This window comes from Mycobacterium sp. MMS18-G62, assembly GCF_053877835.1.
Window position 1 is genome coordinate 5,539,246 of sequence record NZ_CM132662.1, and the last position, 16,601, is coordinate 5,555,846.

The 16,601-nt window shown below is 66.7% G+C and carries 14 protein-coding genes and 2 pseudogenes; 4 read left to right on the top strand and 12 right to left on the bottom strand.

Annotated elements, in window-relative coordinates; genetic code table 11:
- Positions 1-41: 41 nt before the first annotated feature.
- The 5 genes from rpmA to ndk all read right to left on the bottom strand — a co-directional run bounded on the left by rpmA (position 42) and on the right by ndk (position 4,619).
- On the bottom strand, positions 42-308 hold the full coding sequence (rpmA, locus tag ACWW36_RS27655) for a 50S ribosomal protein L27 (RefSeq protein ID WP_456139111.1): 267 nt from the start codon (positions 306-308) through the stop codon (positions 42-44).
- Between the two features lie 11 nt (positions 309-319).
- Complete coding sequence (rplU, locus tag ACWW36_RS27660; protein ID WP_456139112.1) at positions 320-631, bottom strand: 50S ribosomal protein L21; 312 nt, start codon at positions 629-631, stop codon at positions 320-322.
- Between the two features lie 148 nt (positions 632-779).
- Entirely contained in the window at positions 780-1,196 is a 417-nt protein-coding gene (locus tag ACWW36_RS27665; protein ID WP_456139113.1) for a PPOX class F420-dependent oxidoreductase, read from the bottom strand.
- Positions 1,196-3,913 (bottom strand): Rne/Rng family ribonuclease, encoded by a 2,718-nt coding sequence (locus tag ACWW36_RS27670; RefSeq protein WP_456139114.1) that lies wholly within the window; start codon positions 3,911-3,913, stop codon positions 1,196-1,198. Before ACWW36_RS27670 ends, ACWW36_RS27665 begins: the two co-directional genes overlap by 1 nt.
- Before the next feature lie 295 nt (positions 3,914-4,208).
- A complete protein-coding gene (gene ndk / locus ACWW36_RS27675; RefSeq protein WP_456139115.1) occupies positions 4,209-4,619 on the bottom strand; it encodes a nucleoside-diphosphate kinase in 411 nt (136 codons plus the stop codon).
- A gap of 99 nt (positions 4,620-4,718) precedes the next feature.
- Between ndk and ACWW36_RS27680 the strand changes: the two genes are divergently transcribed.
- Positions 4,719-5,159, top strand: a complete 441-nt coding sequence (locus tag ACWW36_RS27680; RefSeq protein WP_456139116.1) for a DUF4383 domain-containing protein — start codon at positions 4,719-4,721, stop codon at positions 5,157-5,159.
- Here the strand turns inward: ACWW36_RS27680 and ACWW36_RS27685 are convergent.
- Genes ACWW36_RS27685 through ACWW36_RS27705 form a run of 5 tightly spaced genes read right to left on the bottom strand, consistent with a single transcriptional unit; the run spans position 5,156 to position 12,883 of the window.
- On the bottom strand, positions 5,156-5,536 hold the full coding sequence (locus ACWW36_RS27685; RefSeq protein WP_456139117.1) for a DUF4233 domain-containing protein: 381 nt from the start codon (positions 5,534-5,536) through the stop codon (positions 5,156-5,158). The genes ACWW36_RS27680 and ACWW36_RS27685 overlap by 4 nt on opposite strands.
- A complete protein-coding gene (gene folC, locus ACWW36_RS27690) occupies positions 5,533-6,939 on the bottom strand; it encodes a bifunctional tetrahydrofolate synthase/dihydrofolate synthase (RefSeq protein WP_456139118.1) in 1,407 nt (468 codons plus the stop codon). Before folC ends, ACWW36_RS27685 begins: the two co-directional genes overlap by 4 nt.
- The gene (locus ACWW36_RS27695) at positions 6,936-9,602 is read right to left on the bottom strand and encodes a valine--tRNA ligase (RefSeq protein ID WP_456139119.1); all 2,667 of its coding nucleotides are present in this window, start codon (positions 9,600-9,602) and stop codon (positions 6,936-6,938) included. Before ACWW36_RS27695 ends, folC begins: the two co-directional genes overlap by 4 nt.
- Before the next feature lie 40 nt (positions 9,603-9,642).
- Positions 9,643-10,902, bottom strand: a complete 1,260-nt coding sequence (locus ACWW36_RS27700) for a saccharopine dehydrogenase family protein (RefSeq protein WP_456139120.1) — start codon at positions 10,900-10,902, stop codon at positions 9,643-9,645.
- A 10-nt stretch (positions 10,903-10,912) separates the two neighbouring features.
- Positions 10,913-12,883: a S9 family peptidase gene (locus tag ACWW36_RS27705; RefSeq protein ID WP_456139121.1), complete on the bottom strand. Its 1,971-nt coding sequence runs from the start codon at positions 12,881-12,883 to the stop codon at positions 10,913-10,915.
- A gap of 54 nt (positions 12,884-12,937) precedes the next feature.
- On the opposite strand from ACWW36_RS27705, the gene ACWW36_RS27710 reads away from it, so the two are divergent.
- The 3 genes from ACWW36_RS27710 to ACWW36_RS27720 are packed head-to-tail and all read left to right on the top strand — an operon-like array spanning position 12,938 to position 15,055.
- Complete coding sequence (locus ACWW36_RS27710) at positions 12,938-13,330, top strand: winged helix-turn-helix transcriptional regulator (RefSeq protein ID WP_456139122.1); 393 nt, start codon at positions 12,938-12,940, stop codon at positions 13,328-13,330.
- On the top strand, positions 13,327-13,857 hold the full coding sequence (locus ACWW36_RS27715) for a PaaI family thioesterase (RefSeq protein ID WP_456139123.1): 531 nt from the start codon (positions 13,327-13,329) through the stop codon (positions 13,855-13,857). Before ACWW36_RS27710 ends, ACWW36_RS27715 begins: the two co-directional genes overlap by 4 nt.
- A 28-nt stretch (positions 13,858-13,885) precedes the next feature.
- Entirely contained in the window at positions 13,886-15,055 is a 1,170-nt protein-coding gene (locus tag ACWW36_RS27720; protein ID WP_456139124.1) for an FAD-dependent oxidoreductase, read from the top strand.
- A gap of 172 nt (positions 15,056-15,227) precedes the next feature.
- Here ACWW36_RS27720 and ACWW36_RS27725 read toward each other — a convergent pair.
- Positions 15,228-15,458 (bottom strand): annotated as a pseudogene (locus ACWW36_RS27725) (transglycosylase family protein); the annotation flags it as partial.
- 318 nt (positions 15,459-15,776) lie between these two features.
- Positions 15,777-16,001: pseudogene (locus ACWW36_RS27730) on the bottom strand (transglycosylase family protein); the annotation flags it as partial.
- Positions 16,002-16,601: the final 600 nt, after the last annotated feature.

Genomic DNA, 16,601 nt, shown 5'->3' on the forward strand with positions numbered 1-16,601 from the left:
AAAAGGCTTGCGATCCCGCCGTGTCGTTACAGTCGCGAAGCCTATGCCTGGGGAGCGGACGGTCGAACGACGCTGACCGTCTTGCGACCGCGTGTCACACCGAACTGCACGGCGCCGGGAGACTTCGCGAACAGCGTGTCGTCGCCGCCACGGCCGACGTTGACGCCGGGGTGGAAGTGGGTGCCGCGCTGACGGACCAGGATCTCGCCGGCCTTGACGATCTGGCCGCCGAATCGCTTGACGCCCAGCCGCTGGGCGGCGGAGTCGCGACCGTTGCGTGAGCTGGAAGCGCCCTTCTTGTGTGCCATGTGTACGCCTCCTACTTGATGCCGGTGACCTTGAGGACCGTCAGCTGCTGACGGTGACCCTGCCGCTTGTGATAGCCGGTCTTGTTCTTGAACTTGTGGATGCGGATCTTGGGGCCCTTGGTGTGCTCGAGCACCTCGCCGGTCACCGCGACCTTCTCGAGGGCCTTGGCATCGGAGGTGACCTTCGCGCCGTCGACGACCAGGGCGACCGGCAGCGAGACCTTGGCGCCAGGCTCGGAGTCCAGCTTCTCGACCTTGAGCACGTCTCCGACGGCGACCTTGTACTGCTTGCCGCCGGTCTTGACGATTGCGTACGTCGCCATCGTTCCTCTTCTCTGGGCGCGCGCTACCCGATGGTGCGCGTGCGGGTCTGGGTGCGGAGCCACATCGGGCCCGCTGTCGTCGGCGTCAGCCGAAAGACAACTGGTCCAGGGTACGTGAGGGCCGCCTACAGGGTCAAATCACCGCAGGTCACGGCTTGTGCACGGTGCGTTTCGCGTCGTACCACCGCTCACCTGCCGGCTCACCGGCCAGATTCCAGCTCCACGACACCGTCGGCGTGATGCGGCTGTATAGGCCGGGGCCCATCATGCCGACCCGTTCGACGGGCGGCTCGGCATGGCCATACACCCGCAATGCCCTGGCGATAAACGGCTCCATGGACACCAGGTCGTCCACCACCAGCGACACCTTGGTCCGGCCCGCGCCGATGTTGCGCAACTTGCGGGTGTGCGCGACGTCGGGGCCGACGCCGCCGATCCAGATGTACGGGCCGTCGAGCTCGAATGCGACGGGAACTACGTCGGGATGGCCGTCGGCGTTGACGGTCGCCAACCGGGCTACGGGCTGCGACCTCAGGTAGGCGATCTCCTCGTCGCTGAACGCCATCAGCCCTCGTGGGCGGGCGGCCCGGCGGGACGCGCGGCGGCGCGGCGGCGATGCCGGCCCGCCGGTGCAGTCACCGCCGCTGGCGGCTCCTCGCGGTCAGATTCCTCGTCCTCGTCGGAGTCTTCCTCGTCATCGGACTCGTCTTCGTCCTCGTCCTCGTCATCGGACTCGTCTTCGTCGTAGTCCTCATCGTCGGAGTCGTCGGAATCGTCGTCGGAGTCGCCGTTGATGACCTCGATGTCGTCGTCGATGTCGTCGTCGTCTTCATCATCGGCGTCCAGGTCGATCTCGTCCTCGTCGGATTCGTCCTCGTCCGACTCGTCCTCGTCGGATTCGTCGAAGTCGTCGTCCTCGAGTTCTTCGTCCTCTGCGTCGACGACTGCCTCGCGGATGGTGTCCGGCTCAAGTTCGGCGACCTCTTCGGCGGCCTTCTTCTCGTCGTCCTCACCCTCGGTGTCCTCGGCTTCGTGCTTACCGTTGGCCGCGGCCATCGCCTTGAACATCGGATGCTCGCCGGCGGGATGTGCGGGCAGCTTGGCCACGGGGACTTCCTCCGCCTTGCCGCCTTTCTTACCGCGTTTGCCTCGGCGGCCCCCGGATTCGGACTTGCGGCCGGTCGCGGCCATGGAGTCGACGGGATCGCCGTGCAGCACGATCCCACGCCCACCGCAGTGCGTGCACTGCGTCGAGAAGGCCTCAATCAGCCCGGTGCCCAAGCGCTTTCGGGTGAGCTGCACCAAGCCCAGCGACGTGACTTCCGAGACCTGATGCCTGGTGCGGTCACGGGCCAGTGCTTCAGTCAGCCTGCGCAGCACCAGATCCCGGTTGTTTTCCAGCACCATGTCGATGAAGTCGATGACGACGATGCCGCCGATATCGCGCAGCCGCAGCTGACGGACGATCTCCTCGGCAGCCTCGAGGTTGTTGCGGGTGACGGTCTGCTCCAGGTTGCCGCCCGAGCCGGTGAACTTTCCGGTGTTCACGTCGATGACAGTCATCGCCTCGGTGCGATCGATGACCAGCGTGCCGCCCGACGGCAACCAGACCTTGCGGTCCATCGCCTTGGTCAGCTGCTCGTCGATGCGGTGCACGGCGAAGACGTCCGGGCCGTCGGACGAGGCCGGTTCGTATTTCGTCATGCGCGGAACAAGCTCGGGCGCAACCGAATTCACATAGTCGTTGATCGTGTTCCAGGCTTCGTCGCCCGAGACGATCAGCCCGGTGAAGTCCTCGTTGAACAGGTCGCGGATGACCTTGACCAGCACATCGGGCTCTTCGTACAGCGCGACCGCCGCACCGGCCTTCTTTTCGGTGATCTCGCCGGCCTTGGCCTCGATCTCCGACCATCGCTTCTGCAGGCGTTCGACGTCGGAACGGATGTCTTCTTCCTTCACGCCTTCCGACGCGGTGCGGATGATCACGCCAGCTTCCGGCGGCACGACCTCGCGCAGAATCTCCTTGAGCCGCTGCCGCTCGGTGTCTGGCAGCTTGCGGCTGATGCCCGTCGACGACGCGCCCGGCACGTAGACCAGATAGCGACCGGCGAGCGAAACCTGGGTGGTCAAGCGCGCGCCCTTGTGGCCGACCGGGTCCTTGCTGACCTGGACGACGACGTAGTCGCCGGGCTTGAGCGCCTGTTCGATCTTGCGCTGAGCGCCGCCGAGGCCGGCGGCCTCCCAGTTCACCTCGCCGGCGTAGAGCACGCCGTTGCGGCCGCGGCCGATGTCGACGAACGCCGCCTCCATTGACGGCAGCACGTTCTGCACGATGCCCAGGTAGATGTTGCCGACCAGCGACGTCTGAGCCGCCGATGTCACGAAATGCTCAACGACGACGCCGTCTTCCATCACCGCGATCTGGGTGTAGCGGGCGCCTTCGTGCGGCGGCTCGCTGCGGACCTTGTCGCGCACCACCATCGTCCGTTCGACGGCTTCGCGCCTGGCCAGGAACTCGGCCTCGGAGAGGATCGGTGGGCGTCGGCGGCCTGCGTCGCGGCCGTCGCGGCGGCGCTGCCGTTTGGCCTCCAGCCGGGTCGACCCGGAAATGCCCTGGATCTCGCCGTCGCCGCCCTGGGCGGACTTGTCGGCCTTCGCCGACTGACGCGGTTCGCGCTCGTGCACGACGGTGTTGGGCGGATCGTCCGGAGCGGTCCCGTTCTCGTTGTCGTCACCGGAGCCGGACTTGCGGCGGCGGCGACGCCGGCGACGGCGGGTGCCGCCCTCGGTGCCGGTGCTGTCCTCGTCGCCGGTGTCCTCGTCGGATTCGTCGGACTCGTCGGAATCCTCGCCATCGTCGGATGAGTCGTCGCCGTTCTGCTCGCCGCGACCACGACCGCGTCCGCGGCGGCCACGCCGACGGCGGCGACCGGCGGGACGCTCGGACTGCTCATCGTCGACGTCGGGACCGCCGTCGTCGCTGTCGTCGTCCTCGTCCTCGTCGTCGGGCTCGTACTCGAATGTGACCGGCTGCGGCGCGACGAACAGCGGCAGGTAATCCGCCTGCTCGGTCTGCGTGGCAGTTTCGAGAATCAGCCGCGACTCGGGCTCGTCGCCGTCGACACCTGCGTCCGGCTCAGCCGCGGCGTCGGAATCGTCGGGACCGCTCGCCGCGGAATCAACCGTCAGCTGGTCCGGTTCGGAATCCTGCTGCGCCTGCGGCGAGTCCTCCGCGTGCTGAGTCTCTTCGGATAGGTCTTCGGTAGGGGCATCTTCGGCCACGTATTCTCCTCAAGCCCCCGGGCGCGTCTTGTCTGACGCGGCCACGCGAGGGCTTCCGCTGTGGACTCGGGCCACTTGACCCGAGCTTGTTTTGGTCTCGCCCCGAGGGGTCCCAGTTCGGAACCGTCTCGGTGCCGGTCTGAATGATGGCTGGACGGTCGGCGCCGCACCGCGGGTGGCGATGGTCGCGCTCGTCTAAGTCTTCATTCGGGTGTCCGGCCCTGGTTTCTGGCCGGCTACCCGTCCCTAGTATCCCACATCACGCATCCACGACCGACCAAGCCGCGTGACCAGGTTATTCGCCAGGAAACCAGAGTTCGATTTCCCGGGCCGCCGACTCGGGCGAATCCGAGCCGTGGACAAGGTTGTCTTGAGTGACAAGTGCCAGGTCCCCGCGGATAGTGCCGGGCGACGCCTTCTCTACGGGATCGGTGGCGCCGGCGATCTGCCGAAACGCAGCAACCGCCCGCGGACCCTCCACGATGGCCGCGACGACGGGTCCTGAGGTGATGAATTCCAGCAGCGACGGGAAGAACGGTTTGCCCTCGTGTTCGGCGTAGTGCCTGCGGGCGAGGTCGTCGCTGACGTCCTTGAGCTCGAGGGCCGCAATGCTCAGCCCCTTGCGTTCGATCCGGCCGAGGATCTCTCCGACCAGGCGCCGCTGCACGCCGTCGGGCTTGATCAATACGAGGGTCCGCTCAGTCACGGCCGACAGCCTAACCGGACGCGACCCATCCACCATCGCGCCGGCGCCGAATACCCCTCGACCGGCGAACGCCGGCGAACACCTCAGAAAGGCATACCGATGGCAACACAACAGACCCGGACGCGCATGTCGCCCGTGCAGATCGCGGCGCTCGTCGTTGGCGTGGCGTTCCTGGTTCCCGGCGTCCTGGGCTTCGTTCCCGGCGTCACCACGCACTACGACATGCTCGACTTCGCCGGCCACGAATCGGGAGCGAAACTGCTCGGCATCTTCGGCATCTCGGTCCTGCACAACATCGTGCACCTGGCGTTCGGCATCGCCGGCCTGGTGTTCGCGCGGACCTTCAGCGGCGCCCGCGGATACCTCATCGTGTCCGGGGTGATCTACCTACTCCTGTCGATCTACGGGTTGATCATCAACCACGACAGCGCGGCCAACTTCGTTCCGATCGACTCCGCCGACAACTGGCTGCACCTTGTGCTGGCAGTCGGCATGCTCGTGTTGGGCTTCGTGCTGGGCCGACGCCCTGCCAACGCCTAGTCGGGAGGCTGCTGTCCCGGCAGGAGTCCGCGCTTCTGCCGGCGCAGCACCTCGTTACGCAGATAGAGAATCAGCAGCCACACCCCGGCGAAGATGACGCCGATGAAGCCCACCGCGCCGTGCACCGCCCAGCCCGCGATGAGCACCACCTGGATTCCGAGGTTGACCCAGATGGCCCACGGCCGACCTTGCACGCCGGCCAGCACCACAAGCAGGACCGCCATCCCGATCAGATATGTGCCCGTCAATGGCGTCAGCCCATCGTGTGAGACCACGACCACTGGGATAGCGAGAAGCACGACGATCGCTTCGAGGATCAGTGTGCCGGCCATGACACCGCGGAAGCTGCGCCAGGGGTCCGGAGCCTGCTCGGTCATTGCGGATCCTTCCCGAACAGCGTGCGCGCCGCCCCGGCAGTGACGACCGACCCTGTGATCACGATTCCGCCGCCCGCAAGGGCGTCTTCTGCCCCGTACTCCTCGACCAGCCCGGTGGCCGTTTCGATCGCATCGGGCAGTGTCGCGGCGGTGATCACCCGTTCGGGTCCGAACCGCTCCTCGGCCCGCAACGCCAATGCCTCCACTTCGAGAGCACGCGGCGAACCGTTGTGCGTCACGATGACCTGATCGAACACCGGCTCGAGCGCGGCGAGGATGCCGTCGACGTCCTTGTCGGCCATCACCGCGACGATCCCGACAAGGAACCGGAAGTCGAACTCCTCGGACAAGGTTTGGGCCAGCGCGGCCGCCCCAGCCGGGTTGTGCGCCGCGTCGATGAACACCGTTGGGGCGCTGCGCATCCGCTCCAGGCGGCCGGGGCTTGTGACGGAGGCGAAGCCCGCACGTACCGTGTCGATGTCGAGTTGTCGCTGCGACCCCGCACCGAAGAACGCCTCGACGGCGGCAAGTGCGAGCACCGCGTTGTGCGCCTGATGCTCACCATGGAGCGGCAGGAAAATCTCCGGGTACACGCCGCCGAGCCCTTGCAGTTCCAGAAGCTGGCCGCCGACGGCAATCTGCCTGCCACGCACCGCGAATTCGGAATCCTCGCGGGCGACGGCCGCATCCGCGCGAACCGATTGTGCCAGAAGCACTTCCATCGCCTCGGGCACCTGGCGGCCGATGACGGCGACGGTGTCGGTCGGCACCAGGTCGTCGTCCTGCTTGGTGATGATGCCGGCCTTCTCGCCCGCGATCTCGGTGATCGTGTCACCCAGATAGTCGGTGTGGTCCACCCCGATCGGGGTGATGACTGCGACGGGCGCGTTGACGACGTTGGTGGCATCCCACCGTCCGCCCAACCCGACTTCGACGACGGCCACATCGACAGGAGCGTCGGCGAACGCCGCGAACGCCATACCCGTGACCACCTCGAACTTGCTCATGGCGGGGCCGCCTGCGGCTTGTGACTGTTGGTCGACCAGCTGTACGAACGGCTCGATCTCGCGGTACGTCTCCACGTACTGCGCCGGGCTGATCGGCTTGCCGTCGATCGAGATGCGTTCGACCGCCGACTGCAGGTGCGGACTGGTGGTTCGGCCGGTGCGGCGACTGAACGCGGTCAGCAGCGCGTCGACCATCCTGGCGACCGACGTCTTGCCGTTGGTTCCGGCGATATGAATCGATGGGTAGCCGCGTTGCGGTGAGCCGAGCATCTCGAGCAGCGCCGAGATTCGAGAGGTGCTCGGCTCGAGTTTTGTTTCCGGCCAACGCTGGTCGAGCAGGTGCTCGACCTGGAGCAGCGAGGCGATTTCGTCCGGCGTCGGGACGAGTTCGGTCATGTGAGGCTGGCCAGCCTCGCCGTGATCCGGTCGACCTCTTCACGGGCCAACTGCTGGCGGGCGCGGATCTTGTCGACGACGTCAGCGGGCGCCTTGGCCAGGAACGCGTCATTGCCGAGTTTGCCTGCGGTGCCTGCCAACTCCTTCTCCGCGGCGGCGAGATCCTTTTCGAGGCGGCGCCTCTCGGCGGCGACGTCGACGGTGCCCGACGTGTCGAGTTCGACGACGACTGTGCCACGCGACAATCGGACCTCCACGGCGGCGGACGCGGTGAAGCCGTCGTCGGCGGCGGTCAGCCAGGCCAGCGATTTCACCGCGGGAACCTGCGCGGCCAGATCGGCGTTCTCGATGTCGGACAGTCGTGCCGGCACCTTCTGCCGATCGCCCAGTCCCTGGTCGCTGCGGAACCGGCGGACCTCGGTGATGAGCTTCTGCATGTCGGCAACACGTTGCGCCGCAACCGGTTCCACGCTGAGGCGGGACGGATGCGGCCAGTCGGCGATGACGATGGACTCGCCGCCGGTCAGCGCCTTCCACAGCACTTCGGTGACGAACGGCATCACCGGATGCAGCAGCTTGAGCAGGGTGTCCAGCACGGCGGCCAACACCGCGGTCGTGTGGGCGATGCCGTCGGACAACTGAACCTTCGCCAGCTCGACGTACCAGTCGCAGAACTCGTCCCACGCGAAGTGGTAGAGCGCCTCGCATGCCCGGCTGAATTCGTAGACGTCGAACGCCGAATCCACTTCGGCGCGAACTTCTTCGAGTCGTCCCAGGATCCAGCGGTCGGCGTCGGTGAGCTCAGCGACGTCTGGCAGCGGAGCGGGGCTGGCGCCGTTCATGAGCGCGAACCGGGTCGCGTTGAACAGCTTGGTGGCGAAATTGCGTGACGCGCGGGCATGGTCCTCGCCGATCGACAGGTCGCCGCCGGGGCTGGCGCCACGCGCGAGGGTGAACCGCAGCGCGTCGGCCCCGAACTGCTCGACCCAGTCAAGCGGGTCGATGCCGTTCCCGCGCGACTTGCTCATCTTGCGGCCGAACTCGTCGCGAATCAGCCCGTGCAGGAACACATTCTCGAACGGCACCTGCGGCCCACGCTTGCCGCCGAGGGTGATCGCGGGATCGTCGCCGACGAAGGTGCCGAACATCATCATCCGCGCCACCCAGAAGAACAGGATGTCGTAACCGGTCACCAACACCGTGGTCGGATAGAACTTCGCCAGATCATCGGTGTGGTCTGGCCAGCCGAGCGTGGAGAACGGCCAGAGCGCCGACGAGAACCAGGTGTCGAGCACGTCTGGGTCTTGCTCCCAGCCCTCCGGCGGGCTCTCGTCAGGCCCGACGCAGACCGTCTCCCCGTTGGGGCCGTGCCAGATCGGGATGCGATGACCCCACCACAGCTGACGCGAGATACACCAGTCGTGCATGTTGTCGACCCAGCTGAACCAGCGCGGCTCCAGGCTCGGCGGGTGAATCACGGTGTCTTTGTTGCGAACTGCGTCACCTGCGGCCTTAGCCAAAGACTCGACCTTCACCCACCACTGCAAGGACAGCCGCGGCTCGATCACCTCACCGCTGCGCTCGGAATGCCCCACGCTGTGCAGGTACGGCCGCTTCTCGGCCACGACGCGGCCTTGCTCGGCCAGCGCCTCGCGGACCTTCACCCGGGCATCGAAACGGTCGAGACCGTCGAATTCGGTGCCGGTGTCGATGATTCGCGCCTTGGTGTCCAGGATGGACGGCATCGGCAGCTGGTGACGCAGCCCGATCTCGAAGTCGTTCGGATCATGGGCGGGCGTGACTTTGACTGCACCCGTGCCGAATTCGGGATCGACATGATCATCGGCGACGATGATCAGCTGCCGGTCGAGGAAGGGATGCGGCAATGTCTTGCCGACCAGGTGCCGGTAACGCTCGTCGCCGGGATGTACCGCGATCGCCGTGTCACCGAGCATGGTCTCCACTCGGGTGGTGGCGACCACGATGTGCGGTTCGTCGTCGCGCAGCGAGCCGTACCGGAACGACACCAGCTCGCCTTCGACTTCTTCGTACTTGACCTCCAGGTCGGAGACCGCGGTTTGCAGCACCGGTGACCAGTTCACCAGCCGCTCGGCGCGGTAGATCAACCCGGCGTCGAACAGCCGCTTGAAGATGGTGCGGACCGCGCGCGACAGCCCGTCGTCGAGCGTGAACCGGTCGCGGCTCCAGTCCACCCCGTCGCCAAGGCGGCGCATCTGGGCGCTGATGGTGCCACCGGAGTCGTGCTTCCAATCCCACACCTTCTGGATGAACAGCTCCCGGCCGAAGTCCTCCTTGGTCTTGCCATCGACAGCGAGCTGCTTTTCCACCACGGTCTGGGTGGCGATGCCCGCGTGGTCCATGCCTGGAAGCCAGAGCACCTCGTAGCCCTGCATACGCTTGCGACGGGTCAGCGCGTCCATCAGGGTGTGGTCCAGCGCATGGCCCATGTGCAGGCTGCCCGTCACGTTCGGCGGCGGAATGACGATCGAGTAGGCGGGCTTGGGGCTCGACGGGTCGGCCTTGAAGTAGCCGGCCTTGACCCAGCCGTCGTAAAGCTCGCTTTCTACCGCGCCCGGATCCCACGACTTGGGCAGGGCAGTCGCCGGCGGGTCGCCGGAATCAGGTCGAGCGCTGGCGGTCACCGCGCCATTCTATGGAGTGCGGCCGGCCCGCTCGTCAGGGCTACTGGTCGAGCCGGTCGACCTCAAGGGTCACGCCGGCGCCAGGGAATCGGGCCATCAGCGCTTCGCCCATCGCCGCGGCCGGCGTCAACACGCCGCGCAGATCCGAAAGCCGCTCACGGTCCAGCGCCAACGCCAGGCCGCTCTCGCCGAGCAGCACCGACGTCGCCTTGTAACCGGGGTCACCTTTCTGCGACATGGTGGCCCGGTAGCGCGCACCGGTGGTTGTGGTGGTGTACGTCTCGACGGTGTAGTGGCCTTGTTCGCGGGCCCGTTCGCTGGGGCCGGTGCCCGGTTTCGGGGCGATGCGCTCGACGAGTCTGGACGGCAGCCGGTCGAAAAAGCGGGTGCCCAGCGCCATCGTCGCCGCATTGCCGCCGGTGGCCATCGCCGCGGCCGCGGGCGCCGCGAACGAGCGGCCCATGCTCATCTGCTCCGCGTACTCGAATCTGCGTCCGTATGCATAGTCGAGTAGGGCGTTGGAACGCCGGACAATTCGGGTGTTCGCCGCGGCCATCACGAACGCCCCCGCCCAGTAGCCGTCGAGTTCGGGAGCGATCTCGCGGCCACGACGCCATCGAATATCCGGCTGTGCGCCGAGTTCAGGCTCCGCGCCGCGGTCGGGTGTCAGCGTGTACGGGTCGTTCATCAGCCGCCGCGCCTCGGGGTCGGTTGACGCCGTACGCATGAGCTCCAACATCGAGGCGACGGTGCCGCCGGATACCCCGCCCGCGAATGAGCGCACCACGAGGTTGGTGTCGCCGAGCTGGCCCGCCCCGTCTTGTTCGGCGCGTCGATAGAGCGCGAATACCGTGAGATCCGAAGGGATGGAATCGAATCCGCACGAATGCACGATGCGGGCGCCCGTGTCCACGGCCTGCTTGTGATACAGGTCGATGCTTTCGCGGATGAAGATCGACTCACCGGTCAGATCGGCGTAATCCGTTCCGGCCGCTGCGCAGGCGGCGACCAACGGAAGTCCGTACCGCAGATAAGGCCCGACCGTCGTCACCACCACACGTGTGCGGGCGGCCATCGCGTTGAGACTGGACGGATCCGACGCGTCGGCACTGATCAGCGGCCACGACTGCGCCGCCTCCCCCAACGTCTCCCTGACCGCCAGCAGTTTGTCCTGCGACCGGCCTGCCAGTGCGATTCGGGCGTCTCCGCCCGCTCGTGCCAGGTAGTCGGCGGTCAGTTTCCCGACGAAGCCGGTGGCGCCGTACAGGACGATGTCGAATTCACGCTCCGCTGCGCTCATGAGGCCGACGCTACCCGAGCATCTCCGGCAGCTCGACGTCCTCATCCAGCACGTGACGGGCCAGGAATGCCGTGACCACCTGGTACCAGAGCTTGGCGTGCTGCGGGGAAAGCACCCAGTGGTTTTCCGACGGGAAGTAGAGGAATCGGTGCGGGCTCGTGCCGTCGTCGGCGGCGGGCAAGCCCGACTCCGTGAGCAACTCGTACCACAGCCGCAGCGCCTCGCCGATCGGCACGCGATAGTCCTTGTCGCCGTGGATGACCAGCATCGGGGTGCGAATCTGGTTGACGAAGAGGTGTGGCGAGTTCCGCTCGGCCATCTCCGGCGTCATCTCGCGGGCCCACCAATACGCGCCGTCGGTGGTCGATCCGAACTGGTCGAGCGCCCAGAGGCTGGCGTGGGTGACGACCGCGTCGAACCGATCCGTGTGTCCGGCGATCCAGTTCGCCATGTAGCCGCCGAACGAGCCACCCATCGCGGCGGTGCGCGTTTCGTCGACCCTGGGATGTGCACATGCTGCGTCGGTTGCGGCCATGAGGTCGGTGTACGGCGCGAAACCCCATGCGCCCCAACCACGCTGGATGAAGTCTTGCCCGTATCCGGTGGACAGCGCGGGATCGGGCAGCAGCACGGCGTAGCCCCGTGCGACGAGCAACCATGGATTCCACCGCCAGTGCCAGGAGTTCCAGCTGGCCAGTGGGCCGCCGTGCACCCACAGCAACAGCGGCGCAGGCTCGTCGTCAAGCGGTAGCGCAAGCCACGACCGAACGAGCTGCCCGTCGTCGGTGGTCGCGGCGACTTCGGTGAGTGTGCCGGGTAGGTCGGGCAGCTCCACACAGGGCAATTCCGTGACCGTGCCGTCCGGGTCGATCCGCACCGGATGTTGCGGCGTCGCATAGGAATTGCGCAAGGCGAAGATTACGCCGCCAGGAGCGGTGTGCACGTCGGTGTAGGTGTAGTCGTCGTCGGTGAGCCGGGTGACCGCGCCGGTCGACGGGTCGACCGAGAAGATCGGGCCGCGCCCGTTGTCGTCGGCCGTGACAATCAGCGAGGCGCCGTCGTCCGACCAGGTCACCGAGGACGGCCAGCGGTCCCAGTCGGCGGTCAACTCCACAAACGGCTCGCCGAAACGCATGTGACACAGCGTGATTCGCGGCGCTTTCTCGGGCGTGGAGATCGTCTCCCTGGTGAACGCCACCGCTGTGCCGTCGGGCGAAATCGTCGGATGCTCCAGGTCGGCGTCCGGGTCGTCGGCGAACGTGGTGCGCTCCGCGGTGTCGATGTCGATGCGAACGAGCGTGCCACGGATCGCCGCACCCGGCGCCGGGTCGTGCCACGATGTCACGATGACGGAGCCGTCGGCGCTGACGTCGAAGTCGGCCTCGCGCAACGCATCACCGGGCCGTGGCGTCAGGTCGCGGCGTCCGTCGACGTCGAGCAGATGCGGGTGGTCCGGCCCGAGGTCGTGATCCCAGTACCGGACCGGATAGGTGTTGTGCAGCACCGCGGATACCTTGTTGTCCTTGCGCAGGGTTCGGAGTCGTTTGTCCTCGTCGACGCCGGACGCCGAATGCAGCAGCTTCGCGGCGACGACGGTGACGGCCGCCTCGCGAGCGGGGCGAACCCCGTCGACGCCACCCGGCAATGCCAGCTCCTCGACGGCTTCCCCACCGGCGGCGGGCAGCCGCCACAAGGATGCGGGCGGCTTGTCGTCATCGTCGTTCGGCCGTGCGGCAACGAACAGCAGATCACCCTCGGCGGCGAAGGCCGGTGACGACTCGCCCTTTGCGCCGCGCGTGAGCCGGCGGGCCGGTTGTCGGCCGGCCGGGTCGAGTTCCCATATCGCACTGATGAACTCGCTGCGCTTGTCGTTCAGTTCGGCGATCGTCGTGACCACTCGTGACCCGTCCGGTGACACCGCCAACCCGGACACCCGCGGCAGGGCTAGGAACTCATCGAGGTCGTCGAACGGTGTGGCCATGCCTTCGAGACTAGTGAGTTTGACTTTCAAACTTACTCCTGTCATGCTGGCGCCATGACCACAGTTGCGCTTGCCGATCTACCTGGACGGGCGTGTCCGATCGCCGCGTCGCTGGAGCTGGTCGGTGAACGATGGTCGTTGCTGATCGTTCGAGAGCTGGCGTTGGGCAACCGGCGTTTCTCCGGCATCGTCGCCAAGACCGGAGCACCGCGTGACCGCATCGCGGCGCGGCTCAAGGCGCTGGAAGAGGCTGGCGTGATTCGCCGAACCGCCTACCAGAGCACGCCGCCTCGCTTCGAATACCACCTCACAGAATCGGGTCGAGACCTGATTCCCGTGCTGGACGCGTTGACGGCGTGGGGACTGGACCATGCCGTCGAGGCTGACGATCCCAATCGACCGCCATTCCGCCGGGCACCCTGGCGATCAATTGAAAGGACACCATGACCGCAGAACTGGCCGACACCGATATCCGTGCCGACTGGGGACCGCAGCGCTCACGCACCGTCACGTGGCACGAGCCTGACCCGACGACCGCCAAGGGACTCACCATGGCGGGCATCGACTATCTGCGTGCCATGGCCGAGGGCGAGCTTCCGCAGCCGCCGATCGCCGGGCTGTTGCAGTTCGATCTTGTCGAGGTCGAGCATGGTCGAGCCGTATTCACTTGCGTGCCAGACGAGTCCGCGTACAACCCGATCGGCGCCGTTCACGGCGGGCTGATCTGCACGCTGTTGGATTCGGTCACGGGATGTGCCGTGCACACCACGCTTCCCCAGGGCAAGGGATACACGTCGGTCGAGATCAAGGTGAACTACCTCAAGGCTGTACGCCTCAGCAGCGGCCTGCTCACCGCGACCGGCACGGTGGTCAAGGCCGGCTCGCGAGTCGGTTTCGCAGAAGGCGTCGTAACCGATGGAAGCGGGGCGGTCGTCGCCACCGCAACCAGCACGCTCCTGATCTTCGACGTATAACTCGCCGGGGTCGCGCTATTTTCGACGGATGGCGCAGCAGATCCTCGTGATCGGTGCGGGCATCGCTGGCCTTGCCACGGCCGTGGCGCTGCAGCGGCGGGGTATCGACGTCAGCGTCATCGAGGAGCGCACCAGCACATCGTCGGGCGCCGGCATCAGCATCTGGCCCAACGCACTGGCCGCACTCGACGAGCTGGGGCTCGGCGACGCGGTGCGTGACGCCGGAGGGCGTGTCAGCGCAGGTGCGCTGCGGTGGCGCGACGGCACGTGGTTGCGGCGCCCGTCGCCACAGCGGATGGAGAAGGCGCTCGGCGAGCCGCTGGTCGTGATCCGGCGCTCGAGGTTGACGACGATCCTGGCCGACGCGCTCGCCGAGGGCACCCTCCACAACGGCCTGTCCGCGCGAGAACTCGTCACGACCGGTGACGGCGTGCGGGTCACGCTGTCCGATGCCACGACGCGCGAGGCGGCCGCGGTCGTCGGAGCCGACGGCACCCGTTCGGTGGTGGCTCGCCATCTCAACGGCACATTGACCGACCGATACGTCGGGTACACGGCGTGGCGCGGCGTGGCCGACTGCGCCATCGATCCCGACGTCGCAGGCGAAGTGATGGGCCCGGGCATCGAGTTCGGCCACGTCCCGCTCGGCCCTGACCACACGTACTGGTTCGCGACCGAACGGGTGCCCGAAGGCCGAACCGAACCGCAAGGCGAGCTGAACTATCTAAAAGCCAAGTTCGCTTCGTGGGCCGACCCCATCCCGACAGTTCTCGCCGCGACCGACCCCGCCGACGTCCTGCGCAACGACCTCTACGACCGCGAACAGGCCCGGCAGTGGTCGCGCGGACCGGTGGTGGTGGTCGGCGACGCCGCCCATCCGATGCGCCCGCATCTGGGACAGGGCGGATGTCAGGGACTGGAGGACGCGGCGATTCTCGCCACGTTCGTCGATCGGGCCGACGATCCGGCGACGGCTTTTTCGCGGTTCGCGACGTTTCGCAGGCCCCGGGTGCGGTCTCTGGTGCGGGAGTCGGCAATGATCGGCCGGATCGTGAACTTGCGTCCCGCGTTCCTCAGCGGGCTGGCGAGCCGCGCGACGGCCCTCGGTCCCGAGGCGGTGCTGACACGACATCTGGCGGCGGTGGCGTCGCGCTCTGCCTTTGTGATGCCGACCGAGCGCGACATGGCGCCGGCGTAAATCAGCGGGGTGCCGCCAGGGTGCCCAGCGGGTTGAGCAGTGCGGTGCACATCTGACGCGGGTTGATGAAGCCGAAGAAGCCGGAGGTGGGCATCGCAGCGCATCCCGTGGTGGTGGCCGGCGCGGACGGCGCGGAGGGCATCGTGGCGTTGCCCCAGACCGCGGGAGCGCCACCCTGGGCGCCGCACTTCGGCCACGCGCCCAGACCCTGCGTGCGCAGGACGTTCTCGGCGACGCGGATCTGCTCGTCACGCGAGGCGGTTGCCGGGCTGCCGACACCGCCGTTGGCGGCCCAGGTCGCCTGCTTGAACTGCAGGCCGCCGTAGGCGCCGTTCCCGGTGTTGATGGCCCAGTTGCCGCCCGACTCGCACTGTGCGATCGCATCCCAGTTCACGGAATCGGCGTGTGCGGTGCCGGTCGAAAGTGCCATCGGCACCACGGCGAGCGCTCCGGAGATTGCGGCGGCCATCAGGCCCTTGGTGATTGCCTTACGAATGTTCATCACTGCGGTCCTTCCCCGACCGTTTGAAACAAGGCCCCGCAGTGGAAGGACTGTGTGTTCTCCCGACGCGGTTATCCGGTGTTTCGGGTGATGGACATCACGTGTTACGGAAGCGTCAAAAGTTTTAATCGTTACTTATCTGGTGTAAGAGGCCTCTGAGAAAGATGAGGCGGTGCCGGGTTTATGACCCGGCACCGCCTCTGTAAGCGTCGTGCAGTACTAGCCGCGCCTGCCGCACACCGGCCACGCGCCGATACCCTGCGACCGGAGCACGTTCTCCGCGACCCGGATCTGCTCCTCACGGCTGGCCTGGCTCGGCGAGCCAGAGCCGCCGTTGGCGTGCCAGGTGCCCATCGTGAACTGCAGGCCGCCGTAGTAGCCGTTACCTGTAGCAATTGACCAGTTGCCACCCGACTCGCAGGCGGCGACGGCGTCCCAGTTGACGCCGCTTTCCGCATTCGCGGTGCCAGTCGCCAGCGCCATCGGTGCCACAGCGAGCGCACCGGCAATGGTGGCCAGACCAAACGTCTTGCGGATGTTCTTCACTTCGTTCCTTTCGCCAAGCGCGCGCCATCAACACCCGCGCGGAGACGCGGGCGTAGCTGCCTGTACACAGGCGGAGTTGGGCCGCACCGTCTCGGTCAGGTGCGGCAGGGGGAGGCCAGAAAGTGCCTCACCGGGCATCAGGCCCAGCGGCCGCTGAAGGCGAACCCGCCTTCCGCAGCCCCACTCACACGCAGGTTCGTGGGTTTGAAATTATTTGCTCCGTTTGAAGCTGATGTGGACCGTACAAAGCTCTTCGCGATTAGTCATGTCGGTGAAGTTCGTGTCGCGGACAGATCACGGAATGATCACGAGCGAACCTGAGAAAAGTCTGAGCAGGTCAGCGGGCGGTTTGACGCGAAAAGCTAAAAGCCGTGCTCGGCGTGTCGCGGTGAGCCATATCACCACGATTTTGTGAGCTGTGACACGTGATTTCAGCGTCGAAACGGGTAGTTGGCGATGGATTCGACTGCCGGAGAACTCAAAACGGCTGCAAAGTGG